General features: G+C 75.6%; 18 protein-coding genes. 11 read left to right on the plus strand and 7 right to left on the minus strand.

The window, feature by feature from the left end:
* The first annotated feature begins 9 nt into the window (after nucleotides 1–9).
* The 5 genes from CRP29_RS15065 (at nucleotide 10) to CRP29_RS15085 (ending at nucleotide 4,150) form a co-directional block, all read left to right on the plus strand.
* Nucleotides 10–771 (plus strand): AAA family ATPase, encoded by a 762-nt coding sequence (locus CRP29_RS15065; protein ID WP_217991611.1) that lies wholly within the window; start codon nucleotides 10–12, stop codon nucleotides 769–771.
* A 95-nt stretch (nucleotides 772–866) separates the two neighbouring features.
* Nucleotides 867–1,604 (plus strand): acyl-CoA thioesterase domain-containing protein, encoded by a 738-nt coding sequence (locus CRP29_RS15070; protein WP_217991612.1) that lies wholly within the window; start codon nucleotides 867–869, stop codon nucleotides 1,602–1,604.
* 1 nt (nucleotide 1,605) lies between these two features.
* On the plus strand, nucleotides 1,606–2,343 hold the full coding sequence (locus CRP29_RS15075; RefSeq protein WP_217991613.1) for an acyl-CoA thioesterase domain-containing protein: 738 nt from the start codon (nucleotides 1,606–1,608) through the stop codon (nucleotides 2,341–2,343).
* A 102-nt stretch (nucleotides 2,344–2,445) separates the two neighbouring features.
* Nucleotides 2,446–3,066, plus strand: a complete 621-nt coding sequence (locus CRP29_RS15080) for a hypothetical protein (protein ID WP_097195870.1) — start codon at nucleotides 2,446–2,448, stop codon at nucleotides 3,064–3,066.
* Between the two features lie 31 nt (nucleotides 3,067–3,097).
* Nucleotides 3,098–4,150: a hypothetical protein gene (locus CRP29_RS15085; RefSeq protein ID WP_097195871.1), complete on the plus strand. Its 1,053-nt coding sequence runs from the start codon at nucleotides 3,098–3,100 to the stop codon at nucleotides 4,148–4,150.
* Between the two features lie 6 nt (nucleotides 4,151–4,156).
* Here CRP29_RS15085 and CRP29_RS15090 read toward each other — a convergent pair whose 3' ends face one another.
* The 4 genes from CRP29_RS15090 to CRP29_RS15105 form a co-directional block, all read right to left on the minus strand.
* Nucleotides 4,157–5,206 carry an acyl-CoA dehydrogenase family protein gene (locus CRP29_RS15090; protein ID WP_097195872.1) on the minus strand — a complete coding sequence of 350 codons (1,050 nt, stop codon included), beginning with the start codon at nucleotides 5,204–5,206 and terminating at the stop codon, nucleotides 4,157–4,159.
* Nucleotides 5,203–6,363: an acyl-CoA dehydrogenase family protein gene (locus CRP29_RS15095; RefSeq protein ID WP_097195873.1), complete on the minus strand. Its 1,161-nt coding sequence runs from the start codon at nucleotides 6,361–6,363 to the stop codon at nucleotides 5,203–5,205. Before CRP29_RS15095 ends, CRP29_RS15090 begins: the two co-directional genes overlap by 4 nt.
* A 204-nt stretch (nucleotides 6,364–6,567) precedes the next feature.
* Entirely contained in the window at nucleotides 6,568–8,832 is a 2,265-nt protein-coding gene (locus CRP29_RS15100; protein WP_245852835.1) for a SpoIIE family protein phosphatase, read from the minus strand.
* On the minus strand, nucleotides 8,829–9,629 hold the full coding sequence (locus CRP29_RS15105) for an alpha/beta fold hydrolase (RefSeq protein WP_245852836.1): 801 nt from the start codon (nucleotides 9,627–9,629) through the stop codon (nucleotides 8,829–8,831). The genes CRP29_RS15100 and CRP29_RS15105 overlap by 4 nt, the downstream gene beginning before the upstream one ends.
* A 233-nt stretch (nucleotides 9,630–9,862) precedes the next feature.
* On the opposite strand from CRP29_RS15105, the gene CRP29_RS15110 reads away from it, so the two are divergent.
* Complete coding sequence (locus CRP29_RS15110; RefSeq protein WP_097195875.1) at nucleotides 9,863–10,645, plus strand: hemerythrin domain-containing protein; 783 nt, start codon at nucleotides 9,863–9,865, stop codon at nucleotides 10,643–10,645.
* 4 nt (nucleotides 10,646–10,649) lie between these two features.
* Here the strand turns inward: CRP29_RS15110 and CRP29_RS22810 are convergent, their stop codons facing one another.
* Nucleotides 10,650–10,793 (minus strand): hypothetical protein, encoded by a 144-nt coding sequence (locus tag CRP29_RS22810; protein WP_176522986.1) that lies wholly within the window; start codon nucleotides 10,791–10,793, stop codon nucleotides 10,650–10,652.
* Nucleotides 10,794–10,900: 107 nt separating this feature from the next.
* Between CRP29_RS22810 and CRP29_RS15115 the strand changes: the two genes are divergently transcribed.
* Nucleotides 10,901–11,569: an alpha/beta fold hydrolase gene (locus tag CRP29_RS15115; protein ID WP_245852837.1), complete on the plus strand. Its 669-nt coding sequence runs from the start codon at nucleotides 10,901–10,903 to the stop codon at nucleotides 11,567–11,569.
* Nucleotides 11,570–11,651: 82 nt separating this feature from the next.
* Nucleotides 11,652–13,964 carry a helicase domain-containing protein gene (locus tag CRP29_RS15120; protein ID WP_176522987.1) on the plus strand — a complete coding sequence of 771 codons (2,313 nt, stop codon included), beginning with the start codon at nucleotides 11,652–11,654 and terminating at the stop codon, nucleotides 13,962–13,964.
* Nucleotides 13,965–13,985: 21 nt separating this feature from the next.
* Here CRP29_RS15120 and CRP29_RS15125 read toward each other — a convergent pair whose 3' ends face one another.
* Nucleotides 13,986–14,636, minus strand: coding sequence for a hypothetical protein (locus tag CRP29_RS15125; RefSeq protein WP_097195876.1), 651 nt, complete (start codon nucleotides 14,634–14,636; stop codon nucleotides 13,986–13,988).
* Between the two features lie 100 nt (nucleotides 14,637–14,736).
* Here CRP29_RS15125 and CRP29_RS15130 point away from each other — a divergent pair, with 100 nt between their 5' ends.
* Genes CRP29_RS15130 through CRP29_RS15140 form a run of 3 tightly spaced genes read left to right on the plus strand, consistent with a single transcriptional unit; the run spans nucleotide 14,737 to nucleotide 17,830 of the window.
* A complete protein-coding gene (locus CRP29_RS15130) occupies nucleotides 14,737–15,576 on the plus strand; it encodes a DUF1206 domain-containing protein (protein WP_097195877.1) in 840 nt (279 codons plus the stop codon).
* 23 nt (nucleotides 15,577–15,599) lie between these two features.
* Nucleotides 15,600–16,466 (plus strand): DUF1206 domain-containing protein, encoded by an 867-nt coding sequence (locus CRP29_RS15135; RefSeq protein ID WP_097195878.1) that lies wholly within the window; start codon nucleotides 15,600–15,602, stop codon nucleotides 16,464–16,466.
* Nucleotides 16,463–17,830 (plus strand): DUF2254 domain-containing protein, encoded by a 1,368-nt coding sequence (locus tag CRP29_RS15140; protein WP_097195879.1) that lies wholly within the window; start codon nucleotides 16,463–16,465, stop codon nucleotides 17,828–17,830. Before CRP29_RS15135 ends, CRP29_RS15140 begins: the two co-directional genes overlap by 4 nt.
* Nucleotides 17,831–17,833: 3 nt before the next feature.
* Here the strand turns inward: CRP29_RS15140 and fabG are convergent, their stop codons facing one another.
* Nucleotides 17,834–18,583, minus strand: coding sequence for a 3-oxoacyl-ACP reductase FabG (gene fabG / locus CRP29_RS15145; protein ID WP_097195880.1), 750 nt, complete (start codon nucleotides 18,581–18,583; stop codon nucleotides 17,834–17,836).
* Nucleotides 18,584–18,608: the final 25 nt, after the last annotated feature.

Consider the following 18,608-nt stretch of genomic DNA (forward strand, 5'->3'; position numbering starts at 1 on the left):
GATCGGGCCGTGGCTCCCGCAGCGCGTGGCACCGGCCGGCAGCCCGGCGTGCCGGTCACCGGGCTGACGATCGACCGCGGGCAGTCGGACCCGGGGCGGTGGCCCTACACCGTGCCCGCGGTGCGGCACGTGTACGAGTCGGGTCTCGCGCTGGCGCCCGGGGCCACGGTGCTGATCGGCGCGAACGGGGCCGGCAAGTCCACGCTCGTCGAGGGGATCGCCGCGGCCTGGGCACGCCGGGTCACCGCCTTCCGCGAGGACTGGCTGCAGCGGTCGATCGCGGAGCCGGCCGCCGAGGACTCCGACCTGCACCGCGCGCTGCGGCTGTCCTGCACCCGCGGCGGGCCCACCGGCGGGCTGTTCCTGCGGGCCGAGCGGCTGCACGCCCAGGCCGAGCAGTTCTCCGGCCGCGGGCGGTGGCGCGAGCGCATCGACGGCCCGCTGCTCGACCGCAGCCACGGGGAGGGCTTCCTGCAGGTGCTCGCCGGCATGACCGCCGAACCCGGGTTCTACGTCCTCGACGAGCCCGAGTCGGCGCTCTCCTTCGACAGCAGCCTGATGCTGCTGACGATCCTGCAGGACATGCTCGCCGCGGGCAGCCAGGTCGTGCTGGCCACCCACTCCCCCGTCCTGGCCGCGCTGCCCGGAGCCACGCTGCTGCAGCTCGACGACGGCGGCATCACGCAGGTCGAGTACGACGACTGCGACCTGGTGACGTCGTGGCGGGCCTTCCTGGAGCGGCCGGCCGCCTTCCTGCGCCACCTGCGCTGACGGAGCCCGCGCCGGCACGGCGATAGGCTGGGGGCACCCATCCCGTCTCCCGAAGGGCCCGACCAGGTCCTCGCACCACCCTGAGGAGCCTGCTCGTGCAGCCCGCTTTCTTCACGCTGACCGATGGGCGCTTCGTCCCTTCCGAGGACGCCCGGAGCTGGTGGACGCCGGGCATGCTGAGCGGCCCCCTGCTCGGCGGCCTGCTGGCCCGCGCGCTCGACACCGCGTACGGCGCTCCGGAGTTCCAGTTCAGCCGGCTCACCGTCGACCTGTTCCGCAATGCCCCGTTCGAGCCGATCGAGGTGACCACGGAGGTCATCCGCGAGGGACGCCGCATCCGCGTCACCGAGGCGAAGGTGCTGACCAGCATCGGCGTCGTCGCCCGGGCGAGCGGGGTGCAGCTGCGCCGCGGGGAGCAGCCGCCCAGCCCCGTGCCCACCCGCACGCCGGACTGGGACGCTCCCGACCCGACGGGGATCACCGATCCCTACTTCCAGTTCGTCCCCGACGGGGACCACTCCCGCCGGGGCATGTGGATCCGGGCGGACCGCCCGCTGGTGGCCGGCGAGGAGCTCACGCCGTTCGTCCGCGCCGCCCTGGCCGCCGACGAGGGCAGCCCGGTGGCGCACCGCGGCGAGACCGAGCTCGAGTTCATCAACGCCGACTACACGCTCACCCTCAGCCGCGACCCGGTCGGTGAGTACATCGGCCTGGCCGCCGGCGGCCACGTCAGCGAGGACGGCGTCGCCGTCGGGCACGCCACGGTGCACGACCAGAAGGGGCCGATCGGCTCCAGCATGTCCACCGCCGTCGCCAACGTCCGGACGGTGTGACGTGACCCGGCCCGCCTACTTCACCCTGACCGACGACGGCCGGTTCGCCCCGGGCGAGAGCGCCGCGAGCTGGTGGGTGCCCGGCATGATCCACGGCCGCCTGCTGGGCGGGCTGATGGCGAGGCAGCTCGAGGCCGTCCACGGCGACCCGGGGTTCCAGTTCAGCCGGCTCACCGTGGACATGTTCCGCAACGCGCCCTTCGAGCCGGTCGAGGTGAACAGCGTCGTCGTCCGCGAGGGCCGCCGCATCCGGGTGACCGAGGGGACGGTGACCGCCGGCGTCGGGGCGGTCGCCCGGGCCACCGCGGTGCAGCTGCGCCGCGGCGAGCAGCCGCCCGGCCCCGTGCCGACGCGCACGCCGGCCTGGGACGCCCCCGACCCGGCCTCGTTCCCCCGCTCGGTCACCGAGTTCGGCGAGAACCCGGCCCGCCGCCGGATGTGGGTGACGGAGAAGAGCCCGCTGGTCGAGGGCGAGGCCCTCTCCCCCTTCGTCCGGGCCGCCCTGGCCGCCGACCTGGCCAGCCCGCTGGCACACCGCAGCAACGGCGAGCTGGAGTTCATCAACGCCGACTACACGCTCACCCTGAGCCGGGATCCCGTCGGCGACTCCATCGGCCTGGAGTCCGGCGGCCATGCCGGCGACTCCGGCGTCGCGGTCGGGCACTGCACGATGCACGACGCCGAGGGCCCGATCGGGTTCAGCATGGCGGTCGCGGTCGCCAACATCCGGGCCGTCTGACCGCGACCGCTCGACTGGCCCCGAGGGGGTGGCCTGCGTCACAGTGTGCCTCGGCGGCGGACGCACGAGGCGGCGACCGCCGGTGTCCGAGGGGGAATCGGCATGTACGCACGCTCCACCACGTTCCACGCTGATCCGCACCGGATCGACGAGGCGCTCGTCTACCTGCGCGACCGGGCCATGCCGGCGCTGATGGGCATGGACGGTTTCGTCGGCCTCTCCATGCTCGCCGACCGCGACTCGGGCCGGTGCATCATCACCAGCTCCTTCGAGGACCTCGCCGCGCTGCACCGCAGCGCGTCGGAGATGCGCGGCATCCGCGCCCGGACCGCCGACGTGCTGCAGAGCCCGCAGGCGCTCGAGGAGTGGCAGATCGCGCTGCTGCACCGCGAGCGGAGCGCCCCCGAGGGCGCGCGCACCCGGGTGACCTGGTATCGCACCGATCCCGACCGCCTGGACCCCATGCTCGACGCCTACGCCGAGAGCATCGTGCCGCGGCTGTCCGACCTGCCGGGCTTCTGCAGCGTCAGCGTCTTCGCCGATCCGGTGGAGGGCCGCAGCGCCGCCGCGGTCACCTTCGCCGACGACGCCGCCCTGGAGCAGGCGAGCGCGCACCTCGCTCCGCTGCTGCAGGAGCTGGGCAGTCAGTACGCCGGCGAGGTCACCGACGAGGCGACGTTCGACCTCGTGCTCGCCCACCTGCGCGTGCCCGAGACGGTCTGACCCCCTCCCCGGACTTCCAGGACGGACACACGTGGCGACGTCGGAACCCTCCCCCAGCACCGACCAGCGCGGCCGGCACGCGGACCCGGCCGACGACCCGCCCCCGGAGGACGAGGCGCCACCCCAGCGGGCCAGGCGGTTCCGGCCGGCCGGCGGCACTCCGGTGGGCCGGCACCCGGCCGCGAACCCGCTGCTGCTCGCCTCCGGGCTCCTCCTGGGGCTGTTCCTCGCCCCCGCGATCCTCGACCGGCTCGACTTCTCCGTCACCGACCGCGCGGCCGCGGTCGCCCGCAGCGCCGCGACCCGCTGGCCCGGCGACGGCGAGCCCTGGTTCTGGCCCTCCTGGGTGGCGCTGCTGGCCGGGATCGTGGCCGTCGTCGTGATCGCGCTCGCCTTCGCCCGGGTCCGGCTCCCCGATCTCGTGGTCGGCGCGCTCGCGGCCGTCCTGGCCCTGGCCACCGCCCGCGCGGCCTGGGCCACCCTCGACGTGGTCAACGCCCGGATCTGGGACCTGCTGACCGTCTGCGCGATCTGCCTGACGGCGTTCGCCCTCGCGGTGTCGGCCGTGGCGCACTGGCGCTCACCCTCGGACGAGGGCAAGCAGGGCAAGGAGGAGAAGGTCGCGGGCTCCGGAGGCGGGGCCGCCGGCGTGGCGAGCGCGGCCGTGGGGGGCTTCGGGCTGGCGCTGCTGCTCCTCCTCGGCGGCGCCACCGTCGGCCACGTCCAGGCCGAGGGCCTGGGCCCCGCGGGACCGCCGCAGGACGTGGCCGGGCTGCTGAGCATCCGCGCCGCCGACGCCGCGGTGGCCGCCGACCTCCCGGGCGCCTGGGTGCCCCAGGTGGCGGCGGCGCCGATCGGCGACGACACCGCCGCCACGGGCTACTCCGTGCAGCACCGCGCGTGGACGGCGCGCCAGCCGGTGCTGCTGGTCCGCGGCGACGACCTCCCCGGCGCCGGGCTGGACGAGGCCTGGTGGCTCACCCTCGCCGCGCTGCCGTTCGGCAGCGAGGCCGAGGCGCAGCAGTGGTGCGCGGGCGCGGGCATGGCCCCGCCCGCCTGCGTCCCGCGGAAGCTGCCCGGCTGAGCGGCCTCAGACCACCCGGGTGAGCGCCGGCCAGAGCCCGTCCGGGCCGTCGGCCAGCAGCCCCTGCGCGAGCACCTTCGACCAGACCAGCTCGCTGCCGGCCTCGTCCCGCCACGACCACAGCCGCTTGGTCAGGTGGTGCAGCTTGTGCTCCTGGGTGAAGCCGATGGCCCCGTGCACCTGGTGCGCCAGCCGCGCGACGACCTCGACGGCCGCACCCGCCCGCACCTTCGCCGCCGCGGCCGCCAGCCAGAAGTCGTCCGAGCCGTGGTGCAGCGCCTGCACCGCGGCGTCGGTCAGCGCGGTCACCGCCGTCACCTCGCCGGCCATCTCCGCGAGCTCCATCTGGATGGCCTGGAACTTCGCCAGCGATCGGCCGAACTGCTGCCGCTCCCCCGCGTACTGCACCGTCCACGCCAGCACCTGCTCCAGCGCGGCGGTCAGCTGCACCGCCCGCGCCAGCGCGTAGCCGGCCCGCAGCTCGCGCACCTGCGCCGCGTTCAGCGGTGCGGCGAGTGCGGGGACGCCGTCCAGGGTGAGCGTGCTCCGCGGCTCGCCGGCGAGGTTCACCGCGTCCGAGGCCGGCAGCCCCGTCGTCGGCAGCAGCGCCAGCACCGCGCCGTCCGGCCCGGTCGCCAGCAGCGCCACGTGCGCGGACGTCGAACCCCACGGGACGTCGGCGACGGTGCCGGTGAGCGTCCACGCGTCGCCGGCCGGCGTCGCCCGGACGCCCTCGGCGTGCCCGAAGGTGAGCGGCTCGTCGACCGGCGGCAGGGACAGGCCCGCCGCGATCACCGCGGGGCCGGCCACCAGCAGCTGCTCGGCGACCGGCACCGCGGCCGCGCCGGAGGCCAGCGTGCGCACGATCGCCACCGCGTCGGCCAGCTCGCCGCCGGAGCCGCCGGCGGACTCGGGCAGCCCCACGCCGGTCAGCCCGTTCCCGGCCAGGGCACCCCACAGCCCGGCGTCCCACCGGCGGTCCGGCGTCGGGTCGAACGGCTCGTGGCGCGTCAACAGCCCGCGGACCGTCTCGACCACCAGATCCTGATCACTCATCGCAGGCCCAATCCACGCGCCACGATCCCTCTGAGGATCTCGTTGGTGCCGCCGCGCAGCGTGTAGCCCGGCGCGTGCAGCTGCGCCTCGGCCAGCGCCCGCGCGAGCGGGTCGGGCGAGTCCAGCGACGGCAGCACGTCGACCACCCGCCGGATCTCGTCGATGACGTCGGCCTCGAACGTCGTCCCGACGTCCTTGACCAGGGCTGCGGGGATGTTCGGCAGCTCGCCGCGGTCCAGTGCGGCCGCGATGCGCAGCGACATCTGGCGCAGCGCCAGCAGGCGGGCCGACAGCCGGCCGAGCACCGCCAGCGCCGCGGGGTCGCCCGAGTCGACGACCCGGCGCCCGAACTCGGCGACGAGTGGATAGGTCGACAGGAAGCGCTCCGGCCCGGACCGCTCGAAGGCCAGCTCGGCGGTCACCTGGTGCCAGCCGTCGCCCTCGGTGCCCAGCAGCATGTCCCTGGGGATGACGACGTCCTCGAAGACCACCTCGTTGAAGTGGTGCCCGCCGTCCAGGATGCGGATCGGGTTGATCGTGATGCCCGGCAGCGACAGGTCGATCAGCAGCTGCGACATGCCCGCGTGCCGGTTCGCGGTGTCCACCGGGGCGGTGCGCACGAGGACGATGCCGTAGTGCGACGCGTGCGCGTTCGACGTCCAGACCTTGGCGCCGTTCACCACCCAGTCGCCGGCCTCGTTGCGCGTCGCCTTCGTGCGGATCGAGGCGAGGTCGGAGCCGGAGTCCGGCTCGCTCATCCCGATCACGAAGTAGCACTCGCCGCGGGCGATGCGCGGCAGGATCTCGCGCCGCTGCGCCTCGGTCCCGTAGCGCAGCAGGTTGGGCCCGGACTGCCGGTCGGCGATCCAGTGCGCCGCGACCGGCGCGCCGGCGGCCAGCAGCTCCTCGGTGACGGCGTAGCGCTCCATCGCGGTGCGCTCGTGCCCGCCGTACTCCTTCGGCCAGGTCATGCCCAGCCAGCCGCGCGCGCCCAGCTTGCGGGAGAACTCCGGGTCGACGCCGGACAGCCAGGTGTCCACGTGCGTGCTGAAGGTGCCGGCGGCCAGTTCCTCGGCGAGGAAGTCGCGCACCTCGCCGCGTACCCGCTCGGCCGCCCCGGACCGGGGTGCCGGCGCCAGTGTCAACGGGTTGGTCATGCCACTCCCAGCTCGATGCGGACTGCTGCCTCGGTTGTACAGGGCCCCTCGCCCGCGTGCGCGCCCGGCCTGGAACATCCTCCGTGATTCGTCGGCGTCCTTCCTCCGTGGGACGTCCTCCCTCGCCGCCGAGCGTCCTCCCTCGCCGTGGGACGTGAGGGAGGACGCTCGATGATCAGGTCACCTGATCCCAGCGCGGACGCGTCAGACCCGGGTCAGGACCAGCAGGGCGATGTCGTCGGCGCGGTGCGGCCCGGTGAGTTCGGCCAGCAGGTGGTCGCAGAGCGCGCCCGGATCCGACGTCCCGGCCGAGGCGACGGCGGCCAGCAGCAGGGCGAACCCCTCGTCGATGTCGGCCGAGCGGCTCTCCACCAGGCCGTCGGTGAACAGGACGAGGCTGGCCCCCTCGGGCAGCACCCCGATCCACTCGTCGGCGACCGACGGCGGGGCGCCCAGCATCCGGCTGGGCGGCACCGGCAGGAACGAGGCCTCGCCGCCGACCAGCAGCACCGGCGGCGGGTGCCCGGCCGAGGCGATCCGGAGCCGGCCCGACGCCGGGTCCAGGGTGGCGAACAGCGCGGTCGCCATGCGCTGCAGGCCGAGCAGCGGCCAGCCGGTCTGCAGCCGTTCGATCACCGCGCCGGGCGCCGGGCCGTCGGCCAGCAGCGCCCGGTAGACGCTGCGCAGCTGGCCCATCGTCGCGGCGGCGGTGATGTCGTGGCCGACGACGTCGCCGACCGCCAGCCCGATCTCGCCACCCGGCATCCGGATGACGTCGTAGAAGTCCCCGCCCACGTCCACTCCGCGGGTGGCGGCCAGGTAGCGGACCGCGATCCCCAGCCCCTCGAGCGCGGGGGGCGCTGGCGGCAGCAGGTTGTCCTGCAGCGCGTGCGACGTGCGGACGGCGAGGTCGAAGCGCTGCGCCCGCGCCACCACCAGCCCGAGCTGCAGGGCGAGCTGCTCGACCACCTCCACGTCGGCGACGGTGAACGGCCCGCGCTCCCGGTCGGTGGCGACGGTCAGCACGCCCAGGTGGCGCCCCTCGGCGGTCAGCGGCACCGCCACGACCGCGGCCAGGTCCAGCGCCCGCGCTGCCTCGAGGTGCTCGTCGTCGACCGCGACCGCCCGCAGGAACTCGTCGTCGACCGTGCGGACCCACTCGGTGCCCCCGCTCAGCAGGGCCCGGGCGCTCGGGTGCCTGGCGGACCGCCGGGGCAGGTGCCGGCTGCGCAGCTCGTCGACCACTCGAGCCCGCGCGGGGTCGCGGTGCCGCACCGCGGGCCGGATCAGCCCCTCCTCGGTGTCCAGGTCGACGACGCAGAGGTCGGCCAGCCGCGTCACGACCAGCCCGGCCAGCCGGTCCGCGGTCTCCGTCACGTCGGCGGCCTCGGCGAGCAGCCGGGCCGCCTCCAGCAGGAACGCCGCCCGCCCTGCCTGCCGCGCCGTCTGCTCGTGCAGCCGGGCCCGCTCCACCGCCTGCCCCGCCTGCCGGCCGATCGTCCAGAGCAGGTTGACGTCGGCCGTGGTGAGCTCCCGACTGCCCCCCGGCTCGTCCAGGCTGATCAGGTCACCCTGCGCGTTGCCGAGCGCGAGGACCAGCACGCCCAGCCCGCGGCCGTCGGCGGTCACCGGCACGATCACCAGCTCCGACAACGCCGCCGCGGCCAGGGCCGCCGACAGCGAGGGCTGGTCGGCCCGCAGCTGCTCGGTCAGCGCGATCGACCGCACGCCGCGGGTCAGCTCCACCGCGAGCCGGCTGCCCGCGGCGTCGCGCAGCTCCTGCAGCAGGTTCTCGGGCAGCCCCTCGGCCCGCACCGGCCGCAGGTCGGGCAGCGCCTCGGGGTCGTGCGGATCGGCCTCGACCAGCACGAGCGCGGCGCCGCGCGCCAGCAGGGCCTCGCAGCTGCGCTCCACGATGACCGAGGCGACGTCCTCGACCGAGACCGCGGCGGCCAGGTCGGACACCACCTGCTGCAGGGTCAGCGAGCGCAGCTCCGACTCCTCCGCCACCTGCTGCGCGGCCAGCAGCTCGCGCTCGTAGCGACGGCGGGCGGTGGCCTCGAAGAGCGTCGCCCGGATGAGCAGCGGTGCGCCGTCGTCGTCCCGGAGCTCGACGGCGTTGGCCAGACAGGCCAGCGCCGTCCCGTCGGCCCGGACGAGGTCCAGCGCGATCTCGCGCACGGCGCCCTGCATGCGCAGCAGCGGCACCAGGTGGGTCTCGTAGTAGACCCGCCCGCCCATGCTCAGCAGGTCCTGGAAGCGCACCCCCAGCACCTCGTCGGCCGACCGGCCGATCCAGCCGCAGAACGTGCGGTTGACCTTGACGATCCGGCCGTCCGGCACCGCCGACAGGTAGCCCATGGGGGCGTTCTCGTAGAGGTCGGCGGGGTCGTCGTCGAGCAGCCGGTCCAGTCGGCCGAACTCGTCGGGGTCCGGCGCCCCGGCGGACCGCAGCCTGGACACGGTCACCCCGGGAGGAACGCCCGGATCGCGGCGGCCGTCTCCTCCGGCGCGCTCAGGTGCGGGCAGTGGCCGGTCGCGGCGAGCTGGGTGAACGTGCTGCCGGGGATGTGCTCGTGCACGTAGCGGCCGACCACCTCGAGCGCGATGACGTCCTCGCTGCACTGCAGCACGAGCGTCGGGACGTCGACGCCCGCCAGGTCGGCGCGGTTGTCCGACAGGAACGTCACGCGGGCGAAGTGCCGGGTGATGTCGGGATCGGTGCGGCAGAAGCTGTTGGTGAGCTCCGCGGCCCTCTCCGGGTGGTCGGGCACCCCCATGATCACCGGCGCCATCTGCGCCGACCACCCCAGGTGGTTGGCGTCCAGGGCGTCGAGCAGGCCGGCGATGTCGGTGCGGCTGAACCCGCCGGTGTAGTCGCCGTCGTCGACGTACCGGGGGCTGGGGCCGATCATCACCAGCGCCCCGAAGTGCTCGGGAGCCGACTGCAGCGCCAGGACGCCGATCATCGCGCTCACCGAGTGCCCGACGAACACGACGTCGCGGAGGTCGAGTTCGCGGCAGATCTCGACGACGTCGTCGGCGTAGCGGCGCAGCGAGTCGTAGGCGGCGTGGTCGTAGGCGGAGAGGTCGGAGTGGCCGGCCCCGACGTGGTCGAACAGCACGATCCGGTGGTCGTCCTCGAACGCCGGGACGACGAAGCGCCACATCTCCTGGTCGCAGCCGAACCCGTGGGCGAACATCATCGGCCGTCCGTCCGGTGTCCCACCGAGACGCACGCAGTTCCGCTGCAGCACGTTCCCCACGCGCTGAACCCTAAGGGAGGAGGCCGGGCGTGTCTGCGCCCCGCGACCCGACCAGGGGGTCACCGCGGGTCAGCCTCCGGGCACGGACGGATGCCGCGCACCGGCGCGCTCGGCCCGGCCGACCGACGCGTTCCGGAAGTCCCTGTCCCCGCGGTGCCGACCGGCCCTACTCTCGCCGCGTCGTGCACCGGAGCCACCCGGGGCCCCGGCCCGAGCCTCCCGCGAGGTCCCGCATGACCGCTGTCCACGCCGGTACCGCCACCTCCGTCCTCCCGGTGCCGCGCGCGCCCGCCGACGGCCCGGTCGGCCCCGCCCCGTCCGGCCTCGCCGGAACGGTCCCCGTGCCCGGCGGCCGCGCCGCCGCCTACCAGCGGGTGCTGCACCGGCTGGTGCGCCGCGAGCTGAGGCTGCTCGCCGAGCTGCTGTCGTGGGCTCCCCCGGCCGAGCCCGGACGCACCCGGGCGCTCACCCAGCACGCCGACCTCGTCTCCCGGCTGCTGCTGGCCCACCACCGGCTCGAGCGCGAGGCCCTGTGGCCGGCCCTGCTGGACGCCGTCCCGGGGCGGGCCGGGACGGCGCTGCACGACGCGATCGCCGACTGGACGACCCGTGCCGCCGGCATCGACTCCGCCGTGCGCGGCCTCGCCACCGCCGCCCGCCAGTGGGAGGTGACCGGCACGGCCGCGGCCCGCGACGCCCTGGCGGGAGCCTGCCTCCGGCTCGCCGGCGCCGTCGAGGCGCACACCGCCGACGAGGAGCGCGTCCTCCTCCCCCTGCTCGACGCGCACCTCGACGCCGCACGCTGGTCCGCCGTCGCCGCAACCGCCTCGTGCCGGCTGACCCGCCGCGAACGGCGGCTCGTGCTCGGCCTCGCGCTCGAGGACTCCTGCGCCGGTGACCGCGCCCGCCTGCTCGACGGCCTGTCCCGGCGGCGGCGGTGGGCCTGGCGGCTGGTCGGGGCCGGCCGCTACCGCGCGGCCGTCGTGCGGCTCCGGGGGGAGCCGCCCGCCGCGTGAGGTCTCAGTAGCGGGACGTGCCGCAGTCGGTGCACCGCTTGCGGACGGCGCGGGTCTCGGTCCGACAGTTCTCGCACGTCCAGGTGGCGTGGTGCGCGTCGTCGGGAGCGGTCCGGACATCCGGCCGCTCGAGGGTGCTGGTGGTCATGGGGTCTCCTTCCTCGCGGACGGCTACGACGCTAGGCAGCCCGGATGTCGTGGAGGTGTCCGCGGAGTTGCCTTTCGCCCGAGGCCCGATGAGTTGGCTCACCCGCCGTGGTCTCCTTCCCCGTGACGACCTTCGTGCTGGTCCCGGGCGCCGGCGGGAACGCCTCGTACTGGCAGCGGCTGGTGCCCGAGCTGGCGCGCCGGGGGCACCGCGGCCTGGCCGTCGACCTGCCGGCCGCGGACCCGGACGCCGGGCTCGCCGCCTACGCCGACGCCGTCGTGGGCGCTGTCCGGGCCTCGCTCGGCGCGGATCCCGCGCCGCTGGTGCTGGTCGCGCAGTCGATGGGTGGCCTGACCGCGCCGCTGGTGTGCGACCGGCTGCCGGTCCGCCTGCTGGTGCTGCTCAACGCGATGGTGCCGCGCCCCGGCGAGACCGGCGGCGCGTGGTGGGCGGCCACGGGACACGCCGATCCGGGCGATCCCACCGAGGCCTTCTTCGCCGACGTCCCACCCGACGTCGCCGCCGCGGTGCAGGCCGAGCCGTTCGAGCAGTCCGGCCGCCCGTTCGACGACCCGTGGCCCCTCGACCGGTGGCCCGCCGTGCCCACCCGCGTGCTGGCCGGGCGGGACGACCGCTTCTTCCCGCTCGCGTTCCAGCGACGGGTCGCGGCCGACCGGCTCGGGCTCCCGGTGGACGAGCTGCCCGGCGGGCACCTGGTCGCGCTGAGCCGCCCGGCCGAGCTCGCCGAGCGGTTGGTCGCCTACCTCGGCAGCTGATCCCGCGCGCGCATAATGGGCGGCCGCCCCGACCGGCGCCCCTCGCGGGGATCCACTGCATCTCCGACCGAAAGCGGCACTCTTGTCGACAGCTCGAGCCGCGGACGCCCCCGACGCCGGGATCGCCGCGGAACAGCCCTACGTGACCGCGCTGTTCGATCGGCTGGACGAGGTGCGGGCGCGCAGCGTCGGCCGGCTCGACGACGCGCTGGCGATGGTGCCGCACAACCCGCAGGCCGTCGGCGAGCGCGAGGCCGCCGTCGAGCTGCACACCCACCGGATCGTCGCCCTGGACGCCGCGGAGCACGGCCTGGTCTTCGGCCGGCTGGACCGGCACGAGTCGGACACGCCCCGGTACATCGGACGGATCGGGCTGTTCGCCGACGGCGCCGAGGAGCCGCTGCTCATCGACTGGCGCGCCCCGGCCGCCCGGCCGTTCTACACGGCGACGCCGCTGCACGACGAGGGCGTGCGCCGCCGCCGGCACATCCGCACCCGCGGCCGCACCGTGGTGAGCGTCGCCGACGAGACCCTCGACATCAGCGCGGCCGCCCTCGACGGCGGCACGACCGACCGCGGCGGGCTGGCCGGCGAGTCGGTGCTGCTCGCCGCGCTCAACGCGTCGCGCACCGGCCGGATGACCGACATCGTCCGGACCATCCAGGCCGAGCAGGACCGGATCATCCGCGCCGACGTCCGTGGCGTCCTGGTCGTGCAGGGCGGGCCGGGCACCGGCAAGACCGCCGTCGCCCTGCACCGGGCCGCCTACCTGCTGTACACCCACCGCGAGCGGCTGGCCCGCAGCGGGCTGCTCGTCGTCGGCCCCTCCCCCACGTTCCTGCGCTACATCGCCGACGTGCTGCCCTCCCTCGGCGAGACCGGCGTCGTCCTGGCCGACGTCGGCGGGCTGCGCCCGGGCCTGCAGGCGCACGCGCCGGAGCGGCCGGAGGTCGCCGAGGTCAAGGGCCGCCTGGTCATGGCCGACGTCGTCGCCGCGGCGGTGAAGCAGCGCCAGGCGGTGCTCGACCGCCCGGCCGAGATCGAGATCGACGGCATCCCGCTGCGCTTCACCAAGGCCGACGCCGCCCGCGTCCGCAGCCGGGCGCGGTCGGCCTCGCGGGTGCACAACGAGGCCCGGCCGGCGGCCGGGCGCACCGTGATCGAGGTGCTGGCCCGCAAGTACGCCGACAAGCTCGGCGAGAACGTGCTCGGCGGGGCCAACCTGCTCGACGCGGCCGACGTCGCCGCGCTGCGCCGCGAGGTCTCCGCCGAGCCCGCGGTGCACGGCCTGATCGACCGGCTGTGGCCCCGGCTCACCGCCGAGCGGGTGCTCCGCGACCTGTTCGCCTCGCGCCGGCAGCTCGACGCGGTGGCGCCCCAGCTGACCGAGGACGAGCGCACGCTGCTGCAGCGCCCGCCGTCCGCGCCCTGGACGCCGGCCGACGTGCCGCTGCTGGAGGAGATCGACGAGCTGCTCGGCATCGACGAGTCCGCGCAGCGCCGGGCCGAGGAGCGCGACCGCCAGCGCCGGCTGCGGGACGCCCAGGAGACCCTGGACTTGCTGCACGGCTCGCGCTCCACCGACGCCGAGACCGAGGACGAGGCCGAGGAGCTGCTCGCCGGCGACCTGCTCGACGCCGAGGGGCTGGCCGAGCGGCAGGAGGAGGTCGACTACCGCAGCACCGCCGAGCGGGCGTCGGCCGACCGCACCTGGACCTACGGGCACATCATCGTCGACGAGGCCCAGGAGCTGTCGGCGATGGCGTGGCGGCTGCTGCTGCGCCGCTGCCCCACCCGGTCGATGACCGTGGTCGGCGACGTCGCCCAGACCAGCACCCTGGCCGGCGCGACCAGCTGGGCGCAGGTGCTGGACCCGCACCTGGGCCGCACCTGGCAGCTGGCCGAGCTCACCGTCAACTACCGCACGCCGAGCGAGATCATGGCCGTCGCCGCCGGCGTGCTGGCCGCCACCGGCGCACCGACCGCGGCCGCGACCTCGGTGCGCTCCACCGGGGTGCAGCCGTGGGGGCAGCGGGTCGCCGACGCGGAGCTGGCCGATGCCGTGGCCGAGGCCGCGCTGGAGTTCGCCAAGGAGGAGGGCACCCTCGGGGTGCTCGTCCCGCGCAGCCGGCTCGACGCGGTGGCCGACGCGGTGGCCGCGCGCCTGCAGGCCGACCCCGACCGCGCCGACGCCCCGGTGGTGCTGCCCCCGGAGGGGGCCAAGGGCCTGGAGTTCGACTCGGTGCTCGTGGTCGACCCGGCCGCGATCGTCGCGGAGGGCGTGCGCGGCTGGAACGACCTCTACGTCGTCCTCACCCGCGCGACCCAGCGGCTCGGTGTCCTGCACCCGGGCGAGCTGCCGGCCGAGCTGGCCGGCCTCGAGCCGCGCGCCTAGCGCGCACCCCCGGAGCGGAGCTCAGGAGCCGCAGCCCCCGGCGCCGCAGGCGCAGCCGCCGCAGCCGCCACCGGCCGGGGCGGGCGCGGGCGCGGGCTGCGCGGCGACGGTCCGCAGGTTGGCCGCGCTGACCAGCACCGGCACCGCCAGCAGGGCGACCAGCACCGCGGCGACGACGGTGGCGGCGTCGGCCGCCCGGGCCCAGTCCTGGTCGAGCCCGCGGGCCACCAGCAGGGCGGTGACGACCACGCCGACTCCGAGCAGCACCGAACCGCCGCGCCGGGCGGCACCGGTGCGGGTCAGCAGCGCCAGCGCGCCGGCCAGCAGGACCACCGGCACGCCGACCAGCAGCACGCGGGCCGCCGCTCCGCCGGGGACCAGCGCGACGGCCAGCGCGACGACGCCGGCACCGGCCGCGGCCGAGCCGAGCGTGCGGGCGCGGCCGGACAGCTCGCCGTCCAGGCCCGACGCGTTCCGGAGGAGCACCCCGCCGCGGACGGCGAGGAAGAGGCCCAGCGCGCCGAGCAGCAGCCGGGCGCCGCCGTCGGACCACACGATCGACACCGCCGCGACGACGAGCATCGCGCCGCCCAGCGCGAGCCACTGCGGCCACGCACGACGGGCGACCTCGGGGGTCGGCTGAGCGGTCAGGACGGTTCCAGCGTTCGCCACGCAGCCAGTGTCCCTCACCGACGGGGGACGACGGCAGGCACCGTGGCCGTCCGCGTGCCACGCTGAGCCGGTTGATCTTCTCCCACCGACTGGAGTCCTGATGAGCGGGCAGCGTTCGACCGGTGGCGCCCTGGGCGCCGCCGACGGCGACGGACTCGAGAACCTGGCGCGCGTCGGCCTGGTGTCCTACGGAGTGATCCACCTGGTCCTGGCGTGGCTGGCCCTGCAGCTTGCGTGGGGCGCCGGCGGCGGCGGCGAGTCGGCCAACGAGAGCGGCGCGCTGGCCACCCTGGCCGAGTCGCCGATCGGCAAGCCGCTGCTCTGGGTCGTCGCGATCGGCCTGATCGCGCTCGCCGTCTGGCAGGCCCTCGAGGTGCTGCGCTGGCGGTCCGGCTGGTCGGCCTCGGGAGACACCCGCAACACCGCCGTGAAGAGGTCCGGCAAGGCCGTCGCCAAGGCCATCATCTACGCCGCGCTCGCCGTGCTGGCCTTCCGCGTCGCCACCGGGAGCAGCGGCGGGGGTGGCTCCCAGCAGCAGACGGTGGCCGGTGTCTTCGGCTGGCCCGGGGGCCGGTGGCTCGTGGGGGCCGCGGGGCTCGTCGTCGTCGGCGTCGGGATCTACCACGTCTACAAGGGCGTCACGAAGCACTTCCTCAAGGAGATCGACCTCGCCTCGGCGCCGGCATCGGCCACCCGGCTGGTGACCCGGCTCGGCCAGGTCGGCTACCCCGGGAAGGGCGTCGCCCTCGGCGTCCTGGGCGGGCTGCTCGTCTGGGCGGCGGTCACCTTCGACCCGGCCAAGGCGAGCGGCCTGGACGGCGCGCTGCGGACCATCCTCGAGGCGCCGTTCGGCCGGTTCCTGCTGACGCTGGTCGCGCTCGGCATCGCCGCGTTCGGCGCCTACCTGTTCGTCCGCGCCCGCTACCCCGAGCGCACCTGACCGACGTCCCGCACGATCAACTGGTGACCTCCCCCCGCGTGCTGCTCGACCGGGTGCACGCCGCCGTCGAGCAGGCCCGCGAGGTCACCGACCATCCGGCGCTCCGGCACCTGGCCCGCGTCGGGCTGATCGCCTACGGCGCGATGCACCTGCTCATCGCGTTCCTCGCCGCCCGGATGGCGCTCGGGCTGCGGGGCGCGGACGCCGACCAGACCGGCGCGCTGCAGACCGTCGGCGCCGGTCCGGGCGGCCGCACGCTGCTGTGGGTCATCGGCCTGGGGCTGCTCTGCCTCGGGCTGTGGCAGGCGGCCGAGGTGCTGCTGTGGTGGCGCGGGCTGCTCGACCCCGCGCACCGCCGGCGGGCCGCGGTGGTGTGCACCAAGTGCCTGGCCAAGGGCGGGGTGTACGGCTTCTTCGGCGTCACCGCGCTGCTGTTCGCCCTCGGGCTGGAGTACCAGGCCGACGAGCGGCTACCCCAGCTCACCGACGACGCGCTGGAGATCCCCGGCGGTGCAGCGGCGGTCGGCCTGGTCGCGGCCGGGGTGGTCGCCGTCGGCCTGTACACGCTGGTCCGCGGGTTCACCGGCGGCTTCATGAAGGACGTCGACCTGCCCGCCGCCCCCGATCGCTGGGAGCCGGTCATCGAGGGGCTCGGCCGGATCGGCTACGTCGCGAAGGGGATCGCGTTCGGCCTGGTCGGCGTCCTGCTGTGGCGCGCGGCCACCTCGGCCGACGTCACCGACGCCACCGGGCTGGACGGGGCCATGACGGCGATCGCCGGCGTGGGCGCCGGCCCGTGGCTGCTGGCCGGGGTCGCGATCGGGTTCGCCGCGTTCGGGGTCTACGCCCTCGCCCGCGCCCGCTACCCCGACCGGGACCCCTCCTCGTGAGCCGGAACGCGGGCACCCGCGCGCGCGGCGGCCGGCTGCACACCGCCCGGCGGGCCCTGGGCGGCGCGCTCTGGCCGGTGCCGGCCGCGGCGGTGCTCCTGGCGATCGCGCTGGCGCTGGGGCTGCCGGAGGTGGACCGGCACCTGCAGGAGGGGCCGGGCGAACCACTGACGTTCGTGTTCAGCGGTGGCCCGTCCGCCGCCCGGACCGTGCTGTCCGCGATCGCCACGTCGCTGATCTCCGTGACCACGCTGCTGTTCTCGCTCACCATCGTGACGCTGCAGCTGGCCAGCAGCCAGTACTCGCCGCGGCTGCTGCAGACGTTCGTGCGCGACCGAGTGGTGCAGAGCTGCCTCGGCATCCTGCTCGGCACGTTCGTCTTCGCCCTCGTCGTGCTGCGCAGCGTCCGCTCGGCCGACGAGTCGGAGGACGCGTCGTTCGTCCCCCGGCTCTCGGTGACCGTGGCGCTGCTCCTGACGCTGGTCTCGGTCGGGGCGCTGGTCGCCTTCCTCAGCCACCAGAGCCGGCAGCTGCGCGTCGAGACGATGCTGCGCGACGTCCACGTGGAGGCCGGCGCCACCCTGGGCCGACTGACGCGGGAGCAGGCCGACGACGAGCAGCCGGACACCGACCTGCCCCCGGTACCGGCCGACGCCTGGCCGCTGTGCGCCCGGCACAGCGGCTTCCTGGTGCAGGTGACCGAGGCGCCCCTGCTCGCGGCGGCGAGGGATGCCGGTGTCGTGCTGCGGCTGATCCCGCGCCCGGGCGAGTCCGTGCTCGCCGGCGTCCCGGTCGCCTGGGCGTGGCGCGATGGTCCCGGCGGCGATCCGTCGACGGAGGCGCTCGAGGACGCGCTCGCCGGCGCCCTCGTCGTGGGCTACGAGCGGGCCGACCGCGGCGATCCCAGCTACGGCCTCCGGAAGCTGGTGGACATCGCGGCCCGGGCACTGTCGCCCGGCATCAACGACCCGACGACCGCCGTCCACGCGCTCTCGCACGTCTCGGACCTGCTCGGCCTGGTCGCGCAGCGCACGACGTGGCACCGGCGGGTCGCCGACGACGACGGGGAGCTGCGGCTGCTGGCGCCGTCCTGGGACTTCGAGACCCTGCTGTCCCAGGCGGTCACCCAGCCACGCGCCTACGGCGGGACCGATCCGGGCGTCGCCGACCGGCTGTTCGCCCTGCTCTCCGAGGTCGGGTGGCACACCCGGGCATCGGCGCAGCAGGACGCCGTCCGCCGCGAGCGGGACCTGCTGGTCGCCCAGTACCGCGACGACCTCCCGGTCGGCTGGACGGCCGAGGACGTGCGCCGCCGGGGCGAGGCCGTCGACCGCGCTCTCGCGCGCGACTGGCCCCGCCCCTGACGGTCAGGTCCGCGGGCCGCCGGCGGCGTAGATGACCTGGCCCGAGATGAAGCCCGCACCCTCGCTGACGAAGAACGAGACGGTGTGCGCGATGTCCTCGGGCTGACCGGCCCGGGCGACCGGGATCGCCGCGGCGCGCTTGGCCACGTAGGGCTCCCACTCCTCGCCGATCCGCTCGGCGGTGGCCCGCGTCATGTCGGTGACGATGAAGCCGGGCGCGATCGCGTTGGCGGTGACGCCGAACTTGCCGAGCTCGATGGCCAGGGTCTTGGTGAAGCCCTGCAGGCCCGCCTTCGCCGTCGAGTAGTTGGCCTGGCCGCGGTTGCCGAGCGCCGAGACGCTCGACAGGTTGACGATCCGGCCCCACTTGGCCTCGATCATGTGCTTCTGGGCGGCGCGGGTCATGAGGAACGAGCCGCGCAGGTGCACGTTCATGACGACGTCCCAGTCGGCGTCGCTCATCTTGAACAGCAGGTTGTCGCGGGTGACGCCGGCGTTGTTGACCAGCACGACCGGCGGGCCGAGCTCCGCGGCGATGCGGTCGACGGCGGCCTGGACCTGCTCCGCGTCGCTGACATCCGCGCCGACGGCCATCGCGCGGCCACCGGCCGACTCGATCGCGGCGACGGTGTCGGCGCAGTCCTCGGCCTTGAGGTCCAGCACCGCGACGGCGAAGCCGTCCTGGGCCAGCCGCTGTGCGGTGGCTGCCCCGATGCCGCGCGCTGCGCCGGTGACGATGGCGACCTTGCTCATCCGTTGCTCCCGTTCGTCGTGGTGG

It is taken from the genome of Blastococcus aggregatus, assembly GCF_900221005.1.
Lineage (GTDB): Bacteria > Actinomycetota > Actinomycetes > Mycobacteriales > Geodermatophilaceae > Blastococcus > Blastococcus aggregatus.